The 21,208-nt window shown below is 33.0% G+C and carries 23 protein-coding genes, 1 pseudogene and 1 riboswitch; of the genes and pseudogenes, 7 read left to right on the forward strand and 17 right to left on the reverse strand.

Annotated elements, in window-relative coordinates:
- Positions 1-65 precede the first annotated feature (65 nt).
- A complete protein-coding gene (locus ACFX4R_RS24450; RefSeq protein ID WP_162837702.1) occupies positions 66-212 on the reverse strand; it encodes a hypothetical protein in 147 nt (48 codons plus the stop codon).
- 483 nt (positions 213-695) lie between these two features.
- Here ACFX4R_RS24450 and ACFX4R_RS24455 point away from each other — a divergent pair, with 483 nt between their 5' ends.
- Positions 696-887 (forward strand): anti-repressor SinI family protein, encoded by a 192-nt coding sequence (locus tag ACFX4R_RS24455; RefSeq protein ID WP_377256890.1) that lies wholly within the window; start codon positions 696-698, stop codon positions 885-887.
- A 109-nt stretch (positions 888-996) separates the two neighbouring features.
- Positions 997-1,081: riboswitch (cyclic di-GMP riboswitch) on the reverse strand.
- 419 nt (positions 1,082-1,500) lie between these two features.
- Here ACFX4R_RS24455 and ACFX4R_RS24460 read toward each other — a convergent pair.
- Together ACFX4R_RS24460 and ACFX4R_RS24465 are read right to left on the reverse strand one after the other, a co-directional pair.
- Positions 1,501-2,040, reverse strand: a complete 540-nt coding sequence (locus tag ACFX4R_RS24460; RefSeq protein WP_377257057.1) for a DUF1697 domain-containing protein — start codon at positions 2,038-2,040, stop codon at positions 1,501-1,503.
- A gap of 40 nt (positions 2,041-2,080) precedes the next feature.
- Positions 2,081-2,599 (reverse strand): DinB family protein, encoded by a 519-nt coding sequence (locus ACFX4R_RS24465; protein ID WP_377256893.1) that lies wholly within the window; start codon positions 2,597-2,599, stop codon positions 2,081-2,083.
- Between the two features lie 184 nt (positions 2,600-2,783).
- On the opposite strand from ACFX4R_RS24465, the gene ACFX4R_RS24470 reads away from it, so the two are divergent.
- Together ACFX4R_RS24470 and ACFX4R_RS24475 are read left to right on the forward strand one after the other, a co-directional pair.
- Positions 2,784-2,924 carry an FbpB family small basic protein gene (locus ACFX4R_RS24470; protein ID WP_081715163.1) on the forward strand — a complete coding sequence of 47 codons (141 nt, stop codon included), beginning with the start codon at positions 2,784-2,786 and terminating at the stop codon, positions 2,922-2,924.
- Between the two features lie 644 nt (positions 2,925-3,568).
- Entirely contained in the window at positions 3,569-4,000 is a 432-nt protein-coding gene (locus ACFX4R_RS24475; protein WP_377256896.1) for a VOC family protein, read from the forward strand.
- Positions 4,001-4,350: 350 nt separating this feature from the next.
- Here ACFX4R_RS24475 and ACFX4R_RS24480 read toward each other — a convergent pair whose 3' ends face one another.
- From ACFX4R_RS24480 to ACFX4R_RS24530, 10 genes and pseudogenes are all read right to left on the reverse strand, one after another.
- On the reverse strand, positions 4,351-4,731 hold the full coding sequence (locus ACFX4R_RS24480) for a hypothetical protein (protein WP_377256899.1): 381 nt from the start codon (positions 4,729-4,731) through the stop codon (positions 4,351-4,353).
- A gap of 17 nt (positions 4,732-4,748) precedes the next feature.
- Positions 4,749-5,933: an Alp7A family actin-like protein gene (locus tag ACFX4R_RS24485; protein ID WP_377256902.1), complete on the reverse strand. Its 1,185-nt coding sequence runs from the start codon at positions 5,931-5,933 to the stop codon at positions 4,749-4,751.
- Positions 5,934-6,492: 559 nt separating this feature from the next.
- Positions 6,493-6,699 carry a hypothetical protein gene (locus ACFX4R_RS24490; protein WP_377256905.1) on the reverse strand — a complete coding sequence of 69 codons (207 nt, stop codon included), beginning with the start codon at positions 6,697-6,699 and terminating at the stop codon, positions 6,493-6,495.
- A 47-nt stretch (positions 6,700-6,746) separates the two neighbouring features.
- A complete protein-coding gene (locus tag ACFX4R_RS24495; RefSeq protein WP_055992262.1) occupies positions 6,747-7,094 on the reverse strand; it encodes a hypothetical protein in 348 nt (115 codons plus the stop codon).
- A 217-nt stretch (positions 7,095-7,311) separates the two neighbouring features.
- Complete coding sequence (locus ACFX4R_RS24500; protein ID WP_377256908.1) at positions 7,312-7,626, reverse strand: hypothetical protein; 315 nt, start codon at positions 7,624-7,626, stop codon at positions 7,312-7,314.
- 377 nt (positions 7,627-8,003) lie between these two features.
- Positions 8,004-8,153 (reverse strand): phosphoesterase, encoded by a 150-nt coding sequence (locus tag ACFX4R_RS24505; RefSeq protein WP_211079381.1) that lies wholly within the window; start codon positions 8,151-8,153, stop codon positions 8,004-8,006.
- 126 nt (positions 8,154-8,279) lie between these two features.
- Positions 8,280-8,459 carry a hypothetical protein gene (locus ACFX4R_RS24510; RefSeq protein WP_025751503.1) on the reverse strand — a complete coding sequence of 60 codons (180 nt, stop codon included), beginning with the start codon at positions 8,457-8,459 and terminating at the stop codon, positions 8,280-8,282.
- Positions 8,460-9,122: 663 nt separating this feature from the next.
- A complete protein-coding gene (locus ACFX4R_RS24515; protein WP_377256911.1) occupies positions 9,123-9,440 on the reverse strand; it encodes a hypothetical protein in 318 nt (105 codons plus the stop codon).
- Positions 9,441-11,214: 1,774 nt separating this feature from the next.
- Positions 11,215-11,424 (reverse strand): annotated as a pseudogene (locus ACFX4R_RS24520) (transposase); the annotation flags it as partial.
- Positions 11,425-11,844: 420 nt separating this feature from the next.
- Positions 11,845-13,260 (reverse strand): MFS transporter, encoded by a 1,416-nt coding sequence (locus ACFX4R_RS24530; protein WP_197227541.1) that lies wholly within the window; start codon positions 13,258-13,260, stop codon positions 11,845-11,847.
- Positions 13,261-13,777: 517 nt separating this feature from the next.
- On the opposite strand from ACFX4R_RS24530, the gene ACFX4R_RS24535 reads away from it, so the two are divergent.
- Positions 13,778-14,086 (forward strand): STAS domain-containing protein, encoded by a 309-nt coding sequence (locus ACFX4R_RS24535; protein WP_377570708.1) that lies wholly within the window; start codon positions 13,778-13,780, stop codon positions 14,084-14,086.
- A gap of 362 nt (positions 14,087-14,448) precedes the next feature.
- Here the strand turns inward: ACFX4R_RS24535 and ACFX4R_RS24540 are convergent, their stop codons facing one another.
- Complete coding sequence (locus tag ACFX4R_RS24540; RefSeq protein ID WP_377256920.1) at positions 14,449-15,285, reverse strand: STAS domain-containing protein; 837 nt, start codon at positions 15,283-15,285, stop codon at positions 14,449-14,451.
- Between the two features lie 208 nt (positions 15,286-15,493).
- Entirely contained in the window at positions 15,494-15,805 is a 312-nt protein-coding gene (locus ACFX4R_RS24545; RefSeq protein ID WP_377256923.1) for a hypothetical protein, read from the reverse strand.
- 315 nt (positions 15,806-16,120) lie between these two features.
- On the opposite strand from ACFX4R_RS24545, the gene ACFX4R_RS24550 reads away from it, so the two are divergent.
- The 3 genes from ACFX4R_RS24550 to ACFX4R_RS24560 all read left to right on the forward strand — a co-directional run bounded on the left by ACFX4R_RS24550 (position 16,121) and on the right by ACFX4R_RS24560 (position 18,821).
- Positions 16,121-16,360: a hypothetical protein gene (locus ACFX4R_RS24550; RefSeq protein WP_377559205.1), complete on the forward strand. Its 240-nt coding sequence runs from the start codon at positions 16,121-16,123 to the stop codon at positions 16,358-16,360.
- Between the two features lie 1,197 nt (positions 16,361-17,557).
- Entirely contained in the window at positions 17,558-18,346 is a 789-nt protein-coding gene (locus ACFX4R_RS24555) for a hypothetical protein (RefSeq protein ID WP_377256932.1), read from the forward strand.
- Positions 18,347-18,350: 4 nt separating this feature from the next.
- Positions 18,351-18,821, forward strand: coding sequence for a hypothetical protein (locus ACFX4R_RS24560; protein WP_377256935.1), 471 nt, complete (start codon positions 18,351-18,353; stop codon positions 18,819-18,821).
- 655 nt (positions 18,822-19,476) lie between these two features.
- Here the strand turns inward: ACFX4R_RS24560 and ACFX4R_RS24565 are convergent.
- Together ACFX4R_RS24565 and ACFX4R_RS24570 are read right to left on the reverse strand one after the other, a co-directional pair.
- Positions 19,477-20,322: an STAS domain-containing protein gene (locus ACFX4R_RS24565; RefSeq protein ID WP_377570710.1), complete on the reverse strand. Its 846-nt coding sequence runs from the start codon at positions 20,320-20,322 to the stop codon at positions 19,477-19,479.
- A gap of 595 nt (positions 20,323-20,917) precedes the next feature.
- A partial coding sequence (locus tag ACFX4R_RS24570; RefSeq protein WP_377570712.1) for a fatty acid desaturase occupies positions 20,918-21,208 on the reverse strand: 291 nt, incomplete at its 5' end.

The following is a 21,208-nucleotide window of genomic DNA, read 5'->3' on the forward strand; positions in this document are numbered from 1 at the left end:
TAGACTTCTAAAGGGGGCTATTTTACATGGTGAAAAACTTCTAAATACCTACACACAAATATTACCTAATCAAGGTTTCTATTTTCTTGTGTCGTCTTAGAATTTGAGGTAGGCTCTTTGCCAAGTCCAGGTTTCCAATTACCTAACTTGTTTTTTAAGTAATCCTTTAAAAAATCACGTTTCTTTTTTCGTCTTTTATCCCTGTTTTTCATAAGTACTCACCACCTTTAGGTTACTTAATAGGTGCAATTTCTCCTTATTATTATAATTATGTTGAAAAATCCACTCTTTATGCTAATTCTATAAGTGATAAGTAGTTCATCTTACTACTAAAAGGTATATATAAAGGAAAGAAGCAAAAATTCATGTTAAAGCATGATGGGGTAAGGCATGCCATGGATCTTCATGAAACCACTAATAAGCTTGTAAAGGAAATCTGTAAAATCACAAATATAAGTGAAGCTACTTTTTATCGTCGATGAAGAGAATATCAGAATATAAAAAATGCGGTGACTCCGGAAGAATAATAGAAAGAAATTTATTTTTCACTACATAAACAGCTATCTATAGTCGATTAAAGTAAAGAGGATTAACTATTTAGTTGTAATATAGTGGATGGTCACTATAAAATAGGGTTTTAAGCTTAAAACAAACGGTAAATGATAAAAAGTATTTATGTAAAAGGAGGTACTATTATGAAAAAGTCTATAGCAGTTCTGCCAGAAGAGTGGATGAAGCTAGTTAAAGATGCAATGAATTCAAATGTGAGTAAAGAAGAATTTAAACAGTTTCTAGAAGCAAAATCTCAAGATAACACGATAACAAAAAACATTAGATTGCGTGCCTATCTAATGTTTTTGTTATCACTAGGTTTGTGTATTATCTAAAAATGCTTTTACTTCTTTAACCGATAACCCTACTTCCTTAGCCTCTTGGTCTAAATGGGGCGTTATTACTTCTTTTTTACTGTCCATAAACATAAATTCCTCCAGATTTTCAGGAGGCTCAGCTGTCATAGTCAATTGACTTTAGACCTGTAGCTTTGCGTCCTAGCTTTTCAACTAGTTTGCCTTTATCTGAATGTGTAAATTTATATAAATATTACTACATAATGTATGATGAAGTATGTCGAAATAAGTATTCTTATAATTATTTTCTGAATTAAATAACTATTCCTAACTCCAAAAATAATACTAAGAGTTATCAGCCGGGAAGAGAAGTAAACCAAGCGTACAATAAGGCCTAGTATTTTTAATACGTCTAAAAAGGTGTACCTTTTTGGACTTTATACATCAATGTGATGATATAAACTTTACGTTATATCGTTGATTTATCAATATTTTTAGCTTTTGTTGAATCATACGTACTGTATAAAAAAAGGGGACTTTTATACAAGACAATTTATGGTACTTTAGAATAAAATTTAATTATTTTTAGAAGTACCCTATCTAACTAACACACTTGAGCAATGGAATTACATCAATTTCTTCAAACTACTACTTACTGCATTTCATTTACCATAGTGCCGAGCTTTTTGATTGTTTTCCAATTGCGTGATGTTCCTGGAACACCAACCTTCTGAAGTTGAACAGAAAGCTTAGAATGTCGAATACTTTGTCGCAAATATAAATAAACCTCTTTGCCCTTTATGTAACATTGCTCCATCTCACTTTTATAGTTGAGTAAATGATTTATGCATTCCTTAGAAGGTTCTTTAGCTAACAACGATATATGTACACTCTCCCCCTCCGATAACGAGTTAACTGGATAAGGACAACTGCTAATAATTTGTTCCAATTCTGAAGCTGTTCTTAAAATAATAATGACAGAAAAACCGAAAGCCCTTCTAATCTCTTGCTCCATTTGCTCTTCTAATTGTTCTGCATTTCTTTTAGACTGAAATATAACATTTCCACTTTGAATATAGGTTTTAACTTTATCTAATCCCATATTTGTTAATAGACTCTTTAATTCCTGCATCCTTATTAATTTGTGTCCACCTACGTTAATGCCTCGTAATAAAGCAATATAAATAGTTATTTTAGGCACCTCTTTTGTTTTATTTCATTACTTTGACGTCTTAATTGTTTCGCAATTCTTTAAGTAATTGGAAAATTTGACCTCTATGATGAGATTCATGTTCAATCAAATGGTAAACAACCCACTCAGGTGTAACGTCATAATGTTCAAGTATTCTTGGTCTACGCCAGTCTGTTAAGTCCATTGAACGAAAGTGGGAAAGAAATGCTTCTCGTACCTTATTAAGGCGGTGAAAATGATCTTCTAAGCTTTGTCCCTCGATGTGGGCTAAAGAGCCATCTTCAGAACGAACTGCAAATGAGAACAAAGAACGTATTTCGGGATCCCATTCAGTAACCAGGACCTCTTCATATAACCAATCTGCCTCAATCAATGCAATGTGATACAATAGCGTGCTAATTGTTTGTCTTTCATCAATTTTTTTATCGAGCATACGCTGGCTGATTCCATTTAATTGTACTAGAAGCGTACGGCGAACATCTTCTAAACACCATAGCCATCGACCAATTTCTTCTTTATATTCTGGTAATGAAAATACCTGTAAAGTTCTTTTTTTCAACGGGATCGCCCTCCTCTTAAGTAAAGTACTAACATTCTATAAAAAAGGGAGGTTTCCTTCCTTCAAAGAACATTCTTTTACCTGTTCTCCATTTTATGAAAGCAAATAATTGCTTTATTCCATTTAATCGTTATAATCATACTTGTCTACGGACTAAACTAAACAGTAAGAAAGAAGTGCCATTATGAGAAAGTTAAAACCCTCTTTTCAAAACCTAGTCAATGAAAACAGACATAAAATACTAGAAGATAAAAAGGTCATGGAAGAGATTGAAGAAAAAATTGAAGCTCGCCAAGAGCAGGCAATAAAGATAAAAACGAAATAAGAGTCGAATAAAAACATCCTATCCAAACGGATGTTTTTTTTGTATTGTACTGCCGTTTCATTTCTAGGTGAATTTCTTTTTACAGGATATTTCATCTGCCATATCGAATTTAGCAAGTCACCAGAAAGAAGCTGTTAATATGAATTCAAAAGAACAAAAGAAGTTAGCAACTACTAGGGAGCTAATGGGGAATGCTAAAGAATGAGCTTATTTATTCCACTTTTATGTAAGTTAGTTCCAATTACTTATGTATTCTCATTACGACTCTCCCTAATTTCAGTTTAATTTAAATCAACTTGATAAAAGCTCTTTAGCATACTATTGACTAGAAAAGTGATTAATTTTTCATATGGTATACAACCTGAGGATAGAAAAAGCAATGAACCCTGAGTCCTATACGGATAAGAACTCAGGTTATGTATTGTATCCTCAATAAATCAATGTAACAACAACGCTAAAATAAATATAATGTTGCATATTTTTTACAACAATTTTTTTCTTATCAAACTAACTGTGCAGGATAACCCAATAAATTTGTTGTATAGATACGTAGTAAGTGCTAGAAAAAATACGAACATTAGTTCTTTTTTCAGTTAGCTATGATTTATTGAAATCTAAATAAAATTTTAAAAGAGGTGTTTTTCATGGTTTTAGGAATCTATCCTTATTTAGTTATGAATGGTAATGGACAAGAAGCTATTAAATTTTACGGGGAGGCATTGGATGCAAAAGTTATTGGAGTTCAAAATTTCGGAGAAATGCCCGGAAATCCAGAATTCCCCACTCCTATAGAAGCAATAGATCGTGTAATGAATGCGCATTTAAAAGTTGGTGATACTGATTTAATGCTTTCTGATACATTCCCAGGTCAACCATACCAAATTGGATCACAAGTGACGGTAGCTATCTCCATAGATAGCGTAGAAGAATCAAAAGAAGTGTTCGAAAAGCTAAAAGAAGGCGGGCAAGTAGGAATGCCACTTCAAGAAACTTTTTGGAGCCCATCATATGGACAAGTAACAGACAAATTCGGTGTTACTTGGCAAATTTCAACACAAATCGATGATAATAAGTAATTGATGAGAAGTTAGTTGTTTAACTAAATCAAATATTTTATTGAACTAATGTGCGCATGTGTTCAGTAGAGTACATCTAAATATATTCAATTATATTTTAAAGTAGCATGAGTTCTAGTATAAACGGATGCTTTTTACACAGATATTTTTGTGCATTTAGATAGCGTAAATGTTTATATAAGTAATGTATAAAAAGATGCATATTAAAAAACACCTATCACCTCAAGAATCCTTGTCTTGCAAGTTTTTGTTAGTTACCATAAAGGTATATTATGGTAACTAGAGACGCATACACTATAAAGCTTAAAAACAGAAAAAACCACTAGGATATATTCTAGTGGTTTTACTGTTTAAAAATCGTTATATTCTTCTAAGTCGTCATCGTCTAATGATCCAGATATATTTTCTAAATCTGCAACCTTTCCTTCTTTTAGTTGTGGAACCTTTGGAGAAGGCTCTTCTTCTTTGAAGGAATTGTTTCCTACGAAACCCGTTGTTTTTGCTAATGTTTTTAAATCAGCTAATTCATTCTTGATATGTTCAAGCATTTCGTAGGTTTTTTTGTCTTCTATTGCTTTTTTTCCAGTAGATGAATCATCTAAATCACGTAAAATTAAAGATGAAATATAGTCCCCTAACCTACGCGATTTAGCATGTGTAGCTAGTTTATTATAAACTTCATCACTCAATCGATTTGTCTTAATCGTAAACGCATTTTGACGCTCTGACATCCCTATCACCTACGTTGTTAGGATTTAACGGCTTTCTTTTCTGCTGCTTGCTTCTTTTGAACGTAACCAATACTACGAATCTCTAAGCCAAATAAATTTAAGTGGCGGCTATCTTGGGGAACCTTATGATACTTCTCCGTACGTTCTTCTCCAATTTTTTCACGCATACTATTCATGATAGCTACTTCTAAAGTAGGAGCTACTCCACCGCAGTATACATACTTACGTAGTTTATTCGCTGGTGGTGGCGCAACATCATTTAATTTAGCCAATAAAATTTCCACATATTCTCGTAGTGAAGATTTGATGGTACTTGTTAAATCAATGGATTCACCTGTATTCTCGTTTTTTAATACAAACTTTTGCTTGCTGTAGTTATCAAGAATAAATTGATCAAAAGCACGTAAGTCTGTAAACAGTTCTAGAAATTTCTCTTTACGCAATTTATCAATATGCGCTAAATAAGGAATACCCTCAATGCTTTGGAACGATTCACGACTATTGGCAGCTTTCAACCCTTCGGGAAGAATAACCACATCAATGGAACCACCACCTATATCCACCATCACCGTTTCACATTCTACATATTCATTTGCATCTTCACGATCTTGAAGAGTTAAGTCTTTTTTTAACGCAAAACGTGCACTTTCTCCCTCTTTTAAGCACGCACTTTCTTCTACTACTACCTTTAACGTATTTTCAAAACCAGGCGTATGCACAGTAAATGTATGATCGCCTAAGAAGCGATTGGCCATGGCTTTTTGAGCTGCCCCAAATGTGCTCTCTTTCTTAAGAAGCCAGATTGGTAACATGGTAGAAAAATAGTCAATTTCAATTATATTGTCTTTTTTATTTTTCGCATGTAACGCATGGTAATACGCAATCGCAGCTAAAAAAGTGATGTATGGAATATGACTTGTAATTTTATTATGTAATTTATTAATGTGATTGTTGGCCAGCAATTGACTAGCTGCAATGTCACCTACTAAGAAATAACGCTCTTTCTCTTCACCCTCAATGGTTGTAGAAAGTAAAATGCGCTTCTTAAATTCTTCTGGAGCTGTCACCGCATCTGTAAAGAACGAATCAGCAGCATCTTTTTGCAGTTCGACTACATTCGTTGGGAAATCAAATAGATATCCATCCATAATGTTCATATCAACAGAGTTACCGCAGTCTTTATTAAAGCGTGAAATTTTCATTTATAAACACCTCATTTTCCAAGTTGAACTTATATTCAACTTATTGTACTTGATATAGGATAAATATTCAATATGTGGGAGCAACATAATTATCTACAAAACCTTACATATATCAACAATTATGCAAATTAAGTGGAACTTGTATCCCCTACGATATTCAAATTCATTATCTTATGTACCTTACTTTATATCATGAATATAAAAAGAGTCTGCATCAAAAAAGGACGTCTGGAAAGATCACTGCTGTAGCATTTATGAAGGAAGTAGGAATGAAAAGGCGACATTTTATAATAAGGTAAAAGCTTATAAGGTAGGGAAGTATTCCCCTTTTGTATCTCTATGGTGTTAGACATGCTAGCAAAATAGGTGATGCTTGCTATTTGTAGTTATTCCAATGCAAGCAATAGGTTAGTCTTTTTTCTAAACTGAACATCTCGACACTGAAGTCATTCATAGAAAAACTTTTAGAGGTTGTGTAAGAAAGTAGTAATTCACTTAAGTTCACACATATAGCTCTGGTAAAAACACTCTAATCCAAAAAAGCACCTTGAAAGGATGCTTAATAGTTAGTCTGTAAAACTTCAATTTTTTTCTTGAGTTTTTGGCTTTCTTCCTCTAATTCAATGATTCTATCTTGGAGTTCTTTATTATCCCAGTTATTTTCTAGCTCTTCAGATAATTCCATTCGCTTTTTATGGATTTCAATTCGTTGTTTAGCCATTTCTTCTACCTCTTTATTTAATTGAAATTGTTCGTATGGGTTCATATGTATTCCTCCTTTATTTTTACTTTCAACATAAACAGGCAATCCCTTTAAAATAAAGTCCAGTGAGTGTTGCCCACAAACATAGTGACAGCCCCGAACGCACTAGCAATAAAGCTGAAATTCCATACAGTCCGCATCCAAACTACCAAAGATCCATATGTCTTTCTGAAGGCTACTTCACGCATAAAGATGAGATAAAGTACTGTAAACCCATATACACCAAATGCTACCCATTGGAAAGTTTCTTGAATTTGAGGGGCTACTAAGGCAACTGCTACTAAAGCTACGGTGAAAATGAGGTTCACAACCATAAAAAAGCTTACAAAACGCATCCACTTAAACCCTTTCTCATACAGTTTACCTGCATCTTGGTCTTCTTGTTTTAATTCTTCCATTATTCATTGCCCCTAGTATTTAATTTTTATCTATTATAGCACGCGATATTAGTTTCATTTTTAGATTGCTAGTATTAGTATATTCAAGCTTGGGAAATTAGCTACAATTATTTTAAAGTTTTTACATTACAACCCCATATCGTATTCAACTAAAAGCAGTCAATTATCTCCCATAAATAAAAGAGCAGTTTGCATTTGTGAACTGCTCTTTTAATGACTACTTAGACTGGACAATTGCTTCTTTAACATACACTTTGTAGTCAATAATTGCATCCTCCATTATGGGCAGTTCACCTTCGGAATTGATATATCCAGCTAATGGTTTGGTACTTGCCTCAAAATGAGGAAGCTTTTCATTAAGAAAAAGCTTAATAGTGTCTTCATCTAGTGATAACATGTCAACGATGTCTCCAGTACTTATTTCTTCTAAAGACAGTTCCTTTGCTGAAATGATATTTATAGTGCCCACACATACTAAGTCCACTACTTTAAAGCCTTTATCTAATAGCTCTTTCACTATATCTTTAGGCATCTAAAACCCTCCTTAATACTTACTAATTTTCGACATAAAAAGAGGGATTCCTTTAGAATAATTCCCAGAGAGTATGGCACATGAATATCTCCTATAGATCGATTGATAACTAATTATCTCTTTACAATAAAGAATATTATTATTTACTTAAGATATTTTACGCTCTCAAAATCTACGTATATTTCAAAAGGTGCATAAAAAATAACATAATCACTTTTTATGATACATGTACACATATTGTAAAGTGGAAGGGTAAATATATGAATAAAAAATAGGATAAGCGACCTTACTGTTCGAATTAGGATAGATAAGTCGCTTATTATTGTTTCCATGTAAAGTCTTCCTGTTAGTGGGTTAATTCTATTACAGAGGGTATTCTATGAGATACTTCGAAGCTGTTTAGTTAATCGTAAGAGGGTTTCTTTATCTTTATTCTTTGAAGCATGTTCCATTTGCACCAAAATTTCTGTTTTTTGAACGTCACGTAGATTTTTCATTGATAAAAGTTGATTAAATGTAGAATTCATTTCTTTTATCTCTCCTATCTTTGTGCAAACGTTTTTCTTTATATTCCATACCCATCATTCTTTTCCCTTTAAAAGTTTTCCATATTTAATAAAAAAACTCAGTCAAAAAGACTGAGTTTCTGCTTATTATATGCTATTTACACCACTTTCTACCATAGCATGTTCCCAGCTAGGGAAAAAATAAAGTGCATTTTTCATTAGTTTTGGATGTGTTTGCTTTACTTTTTTCTTTTTTAGAGATTGTCCATTTGTTCCTAAGTACTGGATTTGGGCTTTGACTTCTTCGACCGTCATATCGGCTTGCATAAGATCACTCCCTTTATCAAGTTGACCCTATTATTCCCTTCTTTTAGATAGGTAAAACATATACTTCTAGAATTAGCTTATATTTATTTATATTTAATACAAATTATGAAGAACAACTACAACAAAGACTGCCCATTATGTATAAGCCTTCTACCAAGGATTCTTTCTCCGGAGTATGCAGCTTTTTATACATATGCTTGTCTCAGAAAATAGTCTTTATGAAGAAAAAATATATGTTATTATTTAACTCCAGTTATAGATTCCTTTAAAAAGTTACCATTTCAAATTCTTTTAGAATAATGTTTTTTTTTAATTCAATCCAGCTTAATACTATACCCTTATTATAGGGACTAAAAATGTATATCATATACTCCTAAAGAACAAAAAAACTCCCCCAATGCGTTAAGAGAGTTTTTCTGTTCTTTAGGAGTTAGCTAAGTGATGATTCATCCATCTTGAGTAGTTTACTCATAAATAAAGAATTTTATTTGTTATAGAGTAAGTTTTTCTTTATAACTCCTATGTGAATAGGAAGAATAATACTGAATACAATCAAATAGGCAATTATAGAGAAAATAAAAAAGCTCCAATTTTTCATTTTTAAATACCCTGTTTGTATCATTAGCCATTCAATTAGAGTTGATAATAAGGTAAAAAGAAGAACTAGGATCCATTTGTTATTTTTTTGAAGTAGTTTAGATAGATAACAGAAAGTGATGTAGGAATAAAATTATAACTCACAAATTCACCAAGTCCCGTAATTTTAGGGTTACCTAGATCCACCCAGTCTAACATTCTCCCCACTACCGTATCAGAATTCCAAGCTACATAACCTACAACTCCAAAAGTAATATAAAATTCTAACCAGTTAATTTTTCTTTTAGGCATGAAAAGGGCAAATAATAATAATAGAAATGCTACAGAGATGGGAAACCAAATTCCTTTTGCAGATAAATCTAAATTTTTGATGATTGAGTGCATAATTAGATACCTCTTTTTTTGAAGATATATTTATTTTCTCCTAATTATCAAAATTCATTTAAATAATTAGATTTTAGGATTTTATCTGCTGCCTATAATTGTGATTATGGTGCGACAAGAAGTCGCTTTCTGACAGTGTAGCTAACGCTACCCATCTAGACGTAGAGATGATCTCCATCCGAAACGGCATTCTTGGTAACGAGTCTGTCGGTTGCATGAGGAAATGCGAAAACAGGGGACAAATGCATGGTCCAGAATACTGCTAGGAGAAGATAGGTATGGTAAACAAAAGTGAAGGTTTGTAAGCTTCGTAAGGGTTAGCTCAAGATAATGCACAGCTTTGCTTGGGTTTTGGCAAGAGGAAAAGTAGAATCATAATGCTGCTCTGATGCGTCCCGCATCTTGCCTGGAGTAAAGAACCTACCTACCCCTATCGCATCTGTAGGAAGGGAAACTTGGTAAGCCCTATGTCATCTGCGTAAGCAGTAGAATGACTGCAAAGTCAAACGATGTGGCAGAGGGTATGGGATATGAGAAAAAGCGAAAGCCGTTACTCTGAAAAGGAACAGGAAAGCAGAATCATTGTATAACTGGACGGATACTGTCGGCTTTACAGACAATGACAAGCTCGTAAGAGCGCCCACTTCTCATTGGTCTTCAACACGAAAATAAATTTGTGGCTATCTTCCAACGAAAAGGAGCGTGCTGTTATGAATACCTCTCTACGAGCGTCGGCGGACGTCTCGCATAAGGATTGGTACTCTATTGATTGGAGTATTATACAAAAATATGTAGCGAAGTTACATGGTGGAAATAATAAATGGATTCTCACATATCCACTTACTAACATTCAACTGTTAAAGATGTCCTAGATTAAGATAGAACGGCATGTCATGGTAGCCTATAAAAACAGCCTAGATGATCCAAGTCTAAGAGAGTATTGGAAAAAACGAGACCGTAAGGTCTTTAATAATGAAAATACATTGGATAGGATGAAACTCGCAAGAAAACAAGGATATCGTTGTCCATTGTGTAAGCAGGCTCTACAAAATGGAGAGAAAGTTATAGTGCGAAACCTAGAGGTTTCTATAGGTGAATTTGTTAAATTAGTACATGTACCATGTATTAAATAAATAAGTTGTTCGGATAAAAAGAAGGCTTGAGTCGTATGACGGAAAATCTGTCACGTACAGTTCTTAGGGGGCGGACGCTCGTGAGAGTGCCTGCCTACCCGACGTAACTAGATCTAGGTATTATATGTATCTTTAAATACTGTTCTAAAGGTATGTTACAATGTAATTATAAGGAAAAAGAGGTGTGTATAGGTATGTTAACTGCAGTAGTTGTAAACTGTTTCAATTTTATCTTTAGCTTGGATTATAGGGCAAAGAGAGCAGCAAGGTGAATAATGATTAGAAGAAAAAGCGTCTGAGGTGGTTTATATGCAAAGACAGCAAGGTATTACTATACTTTTATTAATGTTAGGTATGGCTTTTAAAAATGTATTTGAGTACTCTCCTTACTGTGGTATGGCTTTTAGAAACAGGAATATTAATAGTTAATTCTATTTATACAGGTAAAAATATAAAAAAGAAAAACAATACATAATTAATTTCAAAAGTACTTAGATAATTATTATCCAAGCACTTTTTCTACCGGGAAAGCACATTATGGTAACTAAGTTCGTATATGATATTCATTAGAAAAGCAGAAAAACTCCCTAGCTGAACTGAATCCAAAAAGTTAGACCCTTTATCTAAGCAGCGAATGAGGATTAAATTTTGTATTCTACAGGGGTCAATCCTTTTAATTCTGCTTTTATTCGTTTGTGGTTGTAATAAACAATATAGCTCTCTAATTGCTGTTGAAAGTGCTCCATACTCTCAAACTCTTGTAGATAGAGTAACTCTGATTTTAATAGACCAAAGAAGTTTTCAATGACTGCGTTATCAAAACAATTTCCCTTACGGGACATACTTTGAGTAAATGCTGATATTTGGTCATTTGATAATGTCACCGTTGAGTAAGATGGCATATTGAGTACATATGATGCTTCACAGAGTAATTTGTATAGGTCGGCTGTAAACCCTTTTCTCCATGTTTTTGGTACAATGCCACCCATTTTATAATATCTGATTTAGTTGCGCTTATTAACTTGGCTGTTTCTCTATATGAGTTGCGCTTATTTAGGTACAAATCAATAACTTTCAACTTGTCTTCAAATGTATGTCTTGACATAAAAACACCCCAATCATTAGAGTTTCTTTGTCTAACAATTGAGGTGCAGTTCACCTTTTAAAAGTTGTCTTTTGTCTTTCTTCTCCCGATAAATCACGTTTGTGAGAAAATGCTTTTCAGAAACAAGTCAGCTTAAAACGCAAAATAGTTGAGTAGCTACTTTCTTTTATTCCGTTGATTTTTCTTTTTGTTCGGTATGCCACCATAATGCATCTTTCGGGTTTTCAACAGCTTCGTTGTATTCAGATTTAGAAGCAACTGTTGGATAAGAACCTTTTAGAGATTTTCCTGCCGTGTTCTTGAATAAGAATAAAATCACTAAGAACCCGATAATGCTCACAATGGTTAGATAGAAAGCAGGGGCTAAGTTATTTCCTGTTTCATGAACTAGCCATGTGGCAACTAATGGCGTCGTCCCACCAAATATTGAAACAGAAACATTAAACGTCACGGCTAATGTTCGGTAGCGAATATCGGTATAGAACATCGTTGGTAATGTTCCAGGCATGGTACCTTCGTAAGTGGAAAGTAGAACACCTAAAATTAAAATACCTAATGAAATAAAGACTAAACTGTTCAAGTTGATTAAATAAAACGAAACAGCTGACAATAGACTTAATCCACCTAAACCAATTAAGAAAACCTTCTTGTTTCCAATTTTGTCACTAAGCTTTCCAAACATGAAAGCAAGTGGTACCATCAGAATCATGGTCACAGTAATTAATACAGTTCCCACTGTATTAGACAATCCAATAATTTCATTTAAATAAGAAGGCATGTACGATAATAGCATGTAGTTTGTAATGTTAAAGAATGCCACAGCTACAAAACAAACAAACACATCTTTTTTATGATTTTTCAAAATGGATAGAAAGCTTTCTTCCTGGACTTGGTCATCAGAGCTGGAAAGTTCATTTTCAAAAATCGGCGTTTCCTCTAAACTGCTTCGTAAATAAAATCCAATTAGACCTAAAGGTAAGCCAAGTAAGAACGGTATTCTCCATCCCCATGAGGCCATCTGTTCATCCGTTAGAAGAAGAAAAAGCAAACTAGCCAACAGTGATGCTAGGATATAACCCGTGAGGGTTCCAATTTCTAATCCACTTCCAAGTACATTACGCTTATTGTCTGGAGACGATTCTGCGATATAGACCATTGCACCAGCATATTCACCGCCGGTTGAAAAACCTTGAATAATTCTTGCTATTAATAAGAGGATCGGTGCCCATATACCGATTTGATCGTATGTAGGTAATAAACCGATGAGTAATGTGGAAAACGCCATTAAAATAATGGTGGTGGTTAGAACAACTTTCCTTCCTAACTTATCTCCAATTCTTCCGAATATAATACCCCCTACTGGGCGCATTAAGAAGGCAATCGCAAAAGTGGCAAATGTGAATACCAATTTTAGCTCATCATTCCCAACAGCACTAAAAAAGTTTTGACTAATGATAACAGCTAAATATGAATATAAACCAAAGTCAAACCATTCCATTGCGTTTCCTACGCCTGTAGCAAAAACGCTTTTTTTAGCTTTGTCAATATCTACGACGTTAATTTTTTTCTTGTTAAACTTCATTTATATTATGTCACCTCCAAGGCATATGATTATACAAGAATAAGAAGCAAAGTCAAACTCAAGGCTTACTTAATCAGACATACAAAAGCATTTAAACATTCATTATTTTTAAATAAAACAGGGGGGAATATTCATTCTGAAAAAATACTACATACAATTTGTTCCTTTTAGTTAGTAATCAAATATAGGGGTAAAGTTGAAAGACATAGAAAAAAGCTACTGACTGACTCCACCAACAGTAGCTTTTTTCACATAGAATAAGAAAGTTGATGCCTCTAAGCATCCTAAGTAGTTTACCCACAATATACGAATGTTACTCATATATTGTAAATAACTACATGTTATGTAGTTTCAAAGAAGATACCTCATTAGAGAGTAACTTCTTCTTATTATAGAATAACAAGCTTTCAAAGAAAAGTCATGTAACTTGATTGATATACATATCTAACGCAAAATAAGTATAGAACACGGACTCTCTACAGAAGAAATTGTATTTATTAATAAACGATTTAACTATTTGTTGGATATAAGTATCACCGAAACTGTTATAGTATTTGAACAAGTAAAAGATGAAATTATTAAAAAGGCACAACAAGAGGTGTTGAAACTATCGGTTCCTGTCGTCCCCATTCAGGATAAAACTGCTGTTCTCCCACTAATAGGCTCTATCAATTCAGAAAGAGCTGAATATATCTTGGAGAATGTGATCTTGAAAATTATCGAAATGAAAATAGAGTATCTGATTGTTGATTTTTCAGGTATCTTGAATATAGATACTATAGCTGAACGTTACCTCTTTGATATCTACAGTGTTCTTCGCTTATAAGGTATTGAGGAGGTCATGATGACAGGTATACGACCTGAACTTGCTCAAACTGTTGTTAGAAATGGCTTTGATTTCTCCTCTATTAAAACCTATGCAACGGTTAAACAAGCGATAGAAACTCAAAAAAGCTAGGAAATTAAGTTTCCCAGCTTTTTTGCATTAAGTTGATTTAGGATGTATATCATATGCGGAATTAGTATTTTATCGGTACTATCGCAAAACAACCCTAGAGTTATAACTCCAGGGTTACCTTAGTAATGATTACTCAGGTATAAATAAACTTTATTTACTTTTTCAACAACGCTTCTAATTTCACAAACTCATCTTTATTTCTGCATGTAAAGAAAACTTCTCTATTCCTCCTACATGCGGTCGAGTTCTAGATATTCTTTTAACGTTTGCTGTAACGTCCCTTTTGCTTCTGCCTGGTCCTCAAAGGAGATTCCTGAGTGAATCATTGTTCGAACTAGGTCAGTACGTAAACCTGTAAGAACAGCTTTAGATCCCATCATTGAAATCCCAGTTAATATTTTTTGAAAATGGTCAATGACATGCATCTCCATGTTAGCAATTCCAGAAAGGTCTATAATTAATGTTTGAATCTTTAAACCTGAGATGCCCATCAATACTTTCTCCTCAATCGTTTGGATACGATTGAGGTCAATCATTCCGATCAACGGTAGTACAGCTATAGATTGGCTAAGTGGTATAATGGGTACTGATAGATTTTCAACTAAGTCCCTTTGGGAGGCAATTAATTCATCTTTATACGTGGAATAACTAATGAGAAAAGTGTTAAGAAATTGATCGATCTTATCATTAATTCGTTTCTCTAAGGCATAAAATTCTTCACGGCTATTAAAATGGTTATTTATTCGATCATATTGATAGAGAAAATGCCACAATGTTCGCCTAATGGCCTGTACCCATTCTAGTTTGAAGGCAAGAGTTAAGGAATGCTCTGCCCAGGCTATCCCTTCTTGTTGAGCGAAAGCAACGAGTTGTTCTTCCTTTTGCTCCACGACATATAGAGATAACTTTTGAGCATTTTTTAAAAGATCAATATTTCCAGTTTCTAAAATGTCATTAATCTTAGAGGCTACGTTAACCGCCTCTGATAAGAGTTTATCCTGGAAGTTCTGTTTGTTATCTTTAATGAAATCGGTCATTTTCTCTCTCTGATTATAAATAATTTCCATTTTGAATACGCCCCTTATTTGTTTACTGATTATTGTTATCCTTAATTAATAAATATTCCCAAATGAGTTATTATTTATTTTTATTTTCATGCCTTGTACTACCTCCACTACATATGTTTTAAATAAAAGAACAATAAGACTTTTATAATGAATCTTTAAACCTGAATATACCCATGGTCGTGCCCACTTTTTCCAATATGATAAAGGGTTAATGGAGATAATTTTCACTGGCTGCTATCCATTCAGATAGTTCATCAAAAATGTTCTGCACTTGTTCTTTATTTAACGCGTCAACATTCTCCCATGCACTAGAAATATAAATCTCTAGATGATCAGGACAGGAAATGGATTCAGTAATAAGGGCTTTATAAAATAAAGGATTACCACCTTTATCTACTTCACCCTTACATCTATAGTTTTCAAACTTCCAACCATCTTTTGTCTTTTTGAAATGATAAAGGTCCTTATATCCCAACAGAGGACTGTATATTTGCATTTTGAATCTAGATGCACTACTCAACTTCAGATACCTCCTACCTCCCAAAGAATCTCATTTTCAAATAAGATTCTTTGTATCTTTACCCCTAAAACATATATTTTATTTACATCTTTTATACCATATCTATCTGTAATTCCCAACTATGTTGCATTTGTCATATATCGCCTAATCCTAATACAACATTACATTTTTTGTTTTTTTACAAATTTATTTCATTTTTAAAATCTTTATTTCAATTATTAAAGGTAATAACTTATAAATATACCCTATGTTAAAATGGATTAAACTTTCATTTGTAAAATTTTTTTTAATAGTGAGAAAGGGGTTTGGTGATACATGACAATAATAAAAATCAAAGAAATGTTAGAAACGTTATTACGATATGAAGATAGTGAAATCACTCATACCTTTTGTAGTGGAAATCATACCTTTTCTCTCAGTTATTCTAAAGAACTAAAGAATTTTCAAGTGAAGAATATTGAAACGGGCCATATTGAACATTTTCCGGATGTGGAGACTACATCTTTAGCTTTGTATAGAATAATAAGTATTGTGAAAAAAGAAGTCACTGAGTAATAATCCATTTTAAAGTTTACATAACAAGTATGATGTTTCTCTTTACTGTTCACCATATCAGTAGGTAGTAGAATGAATATTTGTAGACAGAAAAGCTCCTGATGCCTATTCAGGAGCTTTTCTGTCTTTAGTTACCATAATGTACATTCTAAATACATACAGAAATCACTTAGATATGATATCGTAAGTATAAAGATCCATTAATTAATGTAAAGGAGGTAGAACATGGATACTAGTATAACTAAATGGCTTCCTGTTCCTTATTTTCAAATCAATCAGGAAGGAACAATTCTAAATGTTTCACACATAACCCACTCATATTTCCCCCCTACATCGAATATATGAACGATCATTTATAAAGAAGACCGAAATAAAGCCATAGTAATGTTTTCACAGAGTCCTAATTCTCATCCTATAACAAAACAGCTCATTTTACAGACAAGTAACAAGTTATTTGGGAATTTTAAATGTACGATCCAATGGAAAGATGGTATAGGTCACCTCGTATGTACAGAAGTGAAAAGTAGTAAAGTTCTTGCACCTTTATCTATTCAAAACTCTTTAGTCAACACTCAAAAACGGTTAGAGGAATCAGAAAAACATTTAACCAAAGTTGCTAAAATAGTAAGTCTAAAAAAACACTAATTATTTGGTTTTGCCTCACATGAATTTTTTAGTTTTAAAGATGCATTTCATATAAATCTTTAGGTGGAATCATGTTCATTATAAGAACCAAAACATATTTTTTATAAAATATGTTTCGGTTTCTATGGTAAGGGTATAGTATTAAGATGGATGGAATTTTCGAGAAACATTCTTTTTTAAGTTTGTTTCTTTTTTTTTGATAATTATAAAACGAATCATAAACAGTAAATTGAGCAAACTACTCAAGATGCAATAGAGCATTATCAACATAACATCTATATTTCAACGACTAGGAAAACTACTGTACAGGAGCAGTAGTTTTTTTCGTTTGAATATACGAATTTAGTTACCATACTTTGTTTTCTTGAAAATAACATATAAAAAATCTATTTATGGAAAAATAGAGGGATTTTTCTAGTCACAAGACTCTTCATTTTGATAAGGATTAGATTTATATCAATTGATTGAATCAGAATAAACAAACAAGAGCATGTTAAATATGGATGGTAGGTATAAAAAGTATATTTTCATAACATCTATAGGAGATCGCAAATGAATAATTATAATAATGACAATACTATAAGACGCTATATTGCTCATGTTAGTATATTTGGAACGACTCAAATCCATTTAAGAAACCCCTATATTATTGCTTGGTGGTCAGCAGCTTTTCCTGGTTTTGGACATTTACTACTGTCTAAATACCTTCGGGGCTTTGTGTTATTTATATGGGAGGTCACCATAAATATTAAATCTCATGTAAATTTGGCCATGATTTATTCTTTTCAAGGAAACATTGATATGGCCAAAGACGTGCTTAATACAAGATGGCTTCTTATTTATATTCCCGTTTATATTTTTGCTATATGGGATAGTTACCGAACAACAGTTGATTTAAATAAAATATACGTGTTAGCTGAACGAGAAAATCATCGGTTCAACTCCTTCAGTATAGGAGCCATGGAAATAAACTATTTAGATAAACGGAATCCCATCTTATCCGTTTTTTGGTCGGTATTAATGCCTGGCCTAGGACAACTCTATATTCATCGGATCATTGGTGCTTTCTTTGTCATCATTTGGGCAGTCGTTTTCTTTTATTATTCTCACCTACTTGAGGGTATTTCTCTGCTATTTTTAGGAGAAATACAACAGGCGACTTCTGTTTTAGATGCAGAATGGTTGTTGTTTTTCCCCTCTTTATATGGTTTTGCTATCTTCGATTCCTATATGAATACCGTGGAGAATAATAAACTTGTTGAAAGAGAGCAGAAAAACTTCTTCGAGAAAATGTATCAACACCCCGGCTTTCGTATTGGAAAAGGAAAAAAGGTGAAATGAACATATGCAAATTTTTTCTACATTTGAATACTCAAGTTATGTAGAACTAGCTATTTCCGAGTTAGAGGAAAAAGGAATAGGAAAAGAAGACACATTTATTGTTCCTCTCAATAATCGAACGGAAAACCGTCGGATTTTTGATAGCCTTCATCGAGCAGATGGGGTTTCTCTTATTGATTTAGGAATGGCTCTAGCCACAGCCTTTTCTGTTATTGGTGCGAGTATTGGTTTTAAACTAAGCTGGGGCCCTATTTATTGGGGGATTATTAGTGCTTTTATCGGATTTGTCTTAGGACTAGGAATTAAACTATTTATGTTTAAAGTCATTAAGAAAAAGCAACGGCTTCTACGCGGTAAACATTCGGAAGTCATACTCATTGTTGATTGTCATGCTGTAGACGCCGAAGTGGTTGAACACATTTTGTGGAATAATTTAGCCTTAGGGGTTTCAAAAATTAGATCAGATGGTTTATAAAAACAAGTCATGAACGTACAATATAATGACCAGACATAAGATAAATTAACTTCTGCTTTTTTTGATTTTATGATAAGTGACGATTAATTTTATCTTCAAATGTATGTCTAGACATAAAAGCACCCCAATCATTAGAGTTTCTTTGTCTAACAATTGGGGTGCAGTTCAATCTGAGTAGTCTTTTCTGTTACGTAATTAGGTTTTGTGATGACAGCTCACCCTGTCTTGAATAGTTTACTCAAGGTATGAGTTATTGTTCATTTTTGTAATTATTAAATAAAAAGCAAGAAACAGATCTTTTAAAAAAGATCTGTTTCTTGTTACATTCCAATCTATCATGGTACTTTACCCTTTTGTTTAAGAAATGAAACAAAAATATTTTATGTGGAAGAAATTTGCTATATGTAAAAAGCAGACTTGTTAGGAAGTCTGCAACAAGAAATAAAGCTATTCACAACAGGTATTGTGTATATTCAAGCGAACTTTAGCAGTCTGCCCTACTCAAAAAATTCTATACTTTATAGTGTGTATTTTACTTCAATTGTTCGAAAGAGTATCGCTTTAAAAATAGATTAACTACTTATAAATAGTCTTATGTTAAGCAGTTTTTTGAAGATAAATAGAATTCAATTCATACACTATTAGGTGAGACTATTTATTCTAACGTATCTATGGTTAAATTCAAACTAAGAAGTGCTTGTTCGAGGTTTGATTTTACAGTTATTTTACTAAAATTAATTCCAAGTTGTATCATGGTCTGAGCAACTTCAGGGCGAATACCAATTAACATGGTTTTTACCCCAAGTAAATCTAATGCCTCAATGATTTTAAAAATTTGATGGGCAACCATGGTGTCTACAATCATAACACCAGAGAGATCAAATAGAAGGTGAGATAATTTCAATTCATTTGCTTTCTTCAACGTTTCGTCTAGTAAGAGAGTGGCTCTTTCCGTATCTACCTCTCCAATTAGAGGGAGTATAGCAATTCCTTTTGTGATAGGGACCATAGGGACGGATAATTCAAGGAAGGCACTCTTTGCTTTTTTTAATGTTTCATGATGGAAATTAACATAAGTCAAACTAAAAGCATAAACAGCTTTATCTAATAAAGGATCAATAATCGAGCTTAATTCAAATACAGTGTCTATCGGCATGTTGTGTTTTTTTATTTCTTCTTTAAGTACTTCCCATATAAATTTCCGATAATAACTTGTGGTCTCTAAAGCCTCACTCAGAGAAACCCCTAGATTTGATGCCAATTCTCCTGACTCTTTGCCCCATTTCAATATTCGATTGAAACTTGTATTTTGATCGAGGTTTAACATGATTGCTTCTCCAAAATTGTTGATGAAGTTTGCTCTCATTTCAATAATTTTTTCATTTGTAAGATTGAAATTTCTTGTTTGTTTAAGGTCTACCATTCTATTTGTATGTACTTTATGCGCAATTTCATACTTTTTTTCTACGATTTTTTCTCCTAGAAAGTGCAAATTATTCATTGAATTTTGTCCTCCGATCTTACCTTATCTAAAAAGGTAATTTTCATTATTTTAACATTTGAAATATGAGCTACATAATTAGATTTTTTAGATAATTTGATTGTTCCTAAGGTAGTAAGAGTCATTGTTATTAATTCTTTAATTTCAAGAACTCGCTTTATAGTAACTAGCTCTATAAACTACAAATAAAGCTAGCTGTGTTAAGCTAGCTTTATATTTTCATGGCGTTTTTCTATAAGTTGTCAACTGCTTGTTTATCTTTAAGCAATTCTTCTTTATTCTCTTTTATTTTCTCCAATTTTGAATTTCCATAAGATTCTCTTCAAGGTCTTTTGCAAAAACAATAGTTATAATACCAATATCTCGATATTTTTTCAACTACCTTCTCCACTTTTGTTACAAAAAACATAACTTCATGATTGATGATACTAGAAGACGAAAAGAAATGATTTATTAGTAAGAAAATCTCACAAAGTGCTCAAGTGAAAAAGTCCGAATAAGGGACACTTTTTATGTAGTGACCCTTATTCGGATTATAGTTCAACTCGTCCAGGTATTTTTTTATTAAAATTGAATGATTTTATCGTATGGATATTCAATTTTTATCGAGGTTTGGTCTTTTGTTATTCAAATTCATACGCGATTTTTTAGTGTCTACGAGATGCTTAATTTCTTTAAAGCTTACAAAACGTTTATTTTGTTGATCTAAAAGTCGAAAACGAAGGGACTTCAAGCTTGTGCTTAGTGTAATGGTTGTTGCTTTCTGTAATGGTGGCGTAGACTCATGCGCCTTTTCTAAATTATAGTTTGGAACTCTTGGAGCCAAATGATGTACATGATGGAAACCAATATTACCTGTTACCCATTGTAAAACTTTAGGGAGCTT

This window comes from Priestia sp. YIM B13490 (assembly GCF_042787735.1).
Lineage (GTDB): Bacteria > Bacillota > Bacilli > Bacillales > Bacillaceae_H > Priestia > Priestia megaterium.

What these genes read in the sequence shown, in the direction of transcription:
- ACFX4R_RS24450 (WP_162837702.1), bottom strand. Translation starts at nt 212, where the DNA reads ATGAAAAACAGGGATAAAAGACGAAAAAAGAAACGTGATTTTTTAAAG.
- ACFX4R_RS24455 (WP_377256890.1), top strand. Translation starts at nt 696, where the DNA reads ATGAAAAAGTCTATAGCAGTTCTGCCAGAAGAGTGGATGAAGCTAGTT.
- ACFX4R_RS24470 (WP_081715163.1), top strand. Translation starts at nt 2,784, where the DNA reads ATGAGAAAGTTAAAACCCTCTTTTCAAAACCTAGTCAATGAAAACAGA.
- ACFX4R_RS24475 (WP_377256896.1), top strand. Translation starts at nt 3,569, where the DNA reads ATGGTTTTAGGAATCTATCCTTATTTAGTTATGAATGGTAATGGACAA.
- ACFX4R_RS24480 (WP_377256899.1), bottom strand. Translation starts at nt 4,731, where the DNA reads ATGTCAGAGCGTCAAAATGCGTTTACGATTAAGACAAATCGATTGAGT.
- ACFX4R_RS24485 (WP_377256902.1), bottom strand. Translation starts at nt 5,933, where the DNA reads ATGAAAATTTCACGCTTTAATAAAGACTGCGGTAACTCTGTTGATATG.
- ACFX4R_RS24490 (WP_377256905.1), bottom strand. Translation starts at nt 6,699, where the DNA reads ATGAACCCATACGAACAATTTCAATTAAATAAAGAGGTAGAAGAAATG.
- ACFX4R_RS24495 (WP_055992262.1), bottom strand. Translation starts at nt 7,094, where the DNA reads ATGGAAGAATTAAAACAAGAAGACCAAGATGCAGGTAAACTGTATGAG.
- ACFX4R_RS24500 (WP_377256908.1), bottom strand. Translation starts at nt 7,626, where the DNA reads ATGCCTAAAGATATAGTGAAAGAGCTATTAGATAAAGGCTTTAAAGTA.
- ACFX4R_RS24505 (WP_211079381.1), bottom strand. Translation starts at nt 8,153, where the DNA reads ATGAATTCTACATTTAATCAACTTTTATCAATGAAAAATCTACGTGAC.
- ACFX4R_RS24510 (WP_025751503.1), bottom strand. Translation starts at nt 8,459, where the DNA reads ATGCAAGCCGATATGACGGTCGAAGAAGTCAAAGCCCAAATCCAGTAC.
- ACFX4R_RS24515 (WP_377256911.1), bottom strand. Translation starts at nt 9,440, where the DNA reads ATGCACTCAATCATCAAAAATTTAGATTTATCTGCAAAAGGAATTTGG.
- ACFX4R_RS24530 (WP_197227541.1), bottom strand. Translation starts at nt 13,260, where the DNA reads ATGAAGTTTAACAAGAAAAAAATTAACGTCGTAGATATTGACAAAGCT.
- ACFX4R_RS24540 (WP_377256920.1), bottom strand. Translation starts at nt 15,285, where the DNA reads ATGGAAATTATTTATAATCAGAGAGAGAAAATGACCGATTTCATTAAA.
- ACFX4R_RS24550 (WP_377559205.1), top strand. Translation starts at nt 16,121, where the DNA reads ATGACAATAATAAAAATCAAAGAAATGTTAGAAACGTTATTACGATAT.
- ACFX4R_RS24555 (WP_377256932.1), top strand. Translation starts at nt 17,558, where the DNA reads ATGAATAATTATAATAATGACAATACTATAAGACGCTATATTGCTCAT.
- ACFX4R_RS24560 (WP_377256935.1), top strand. Translation starts at nt 18,351, where the DNA reads ATGCAAATTTTTTCTACATTTGAATACTCAAGTTATGTAGAACTAGCT.
- ACFX4R_RS24565 (WP_377570710.1), bottom strand. Translation starts at nt 20,322, where the DNA reads ATGAATAATTTGCACTTTCTAGGAGAAAAAATCGTAGAAAAAAAGTAT.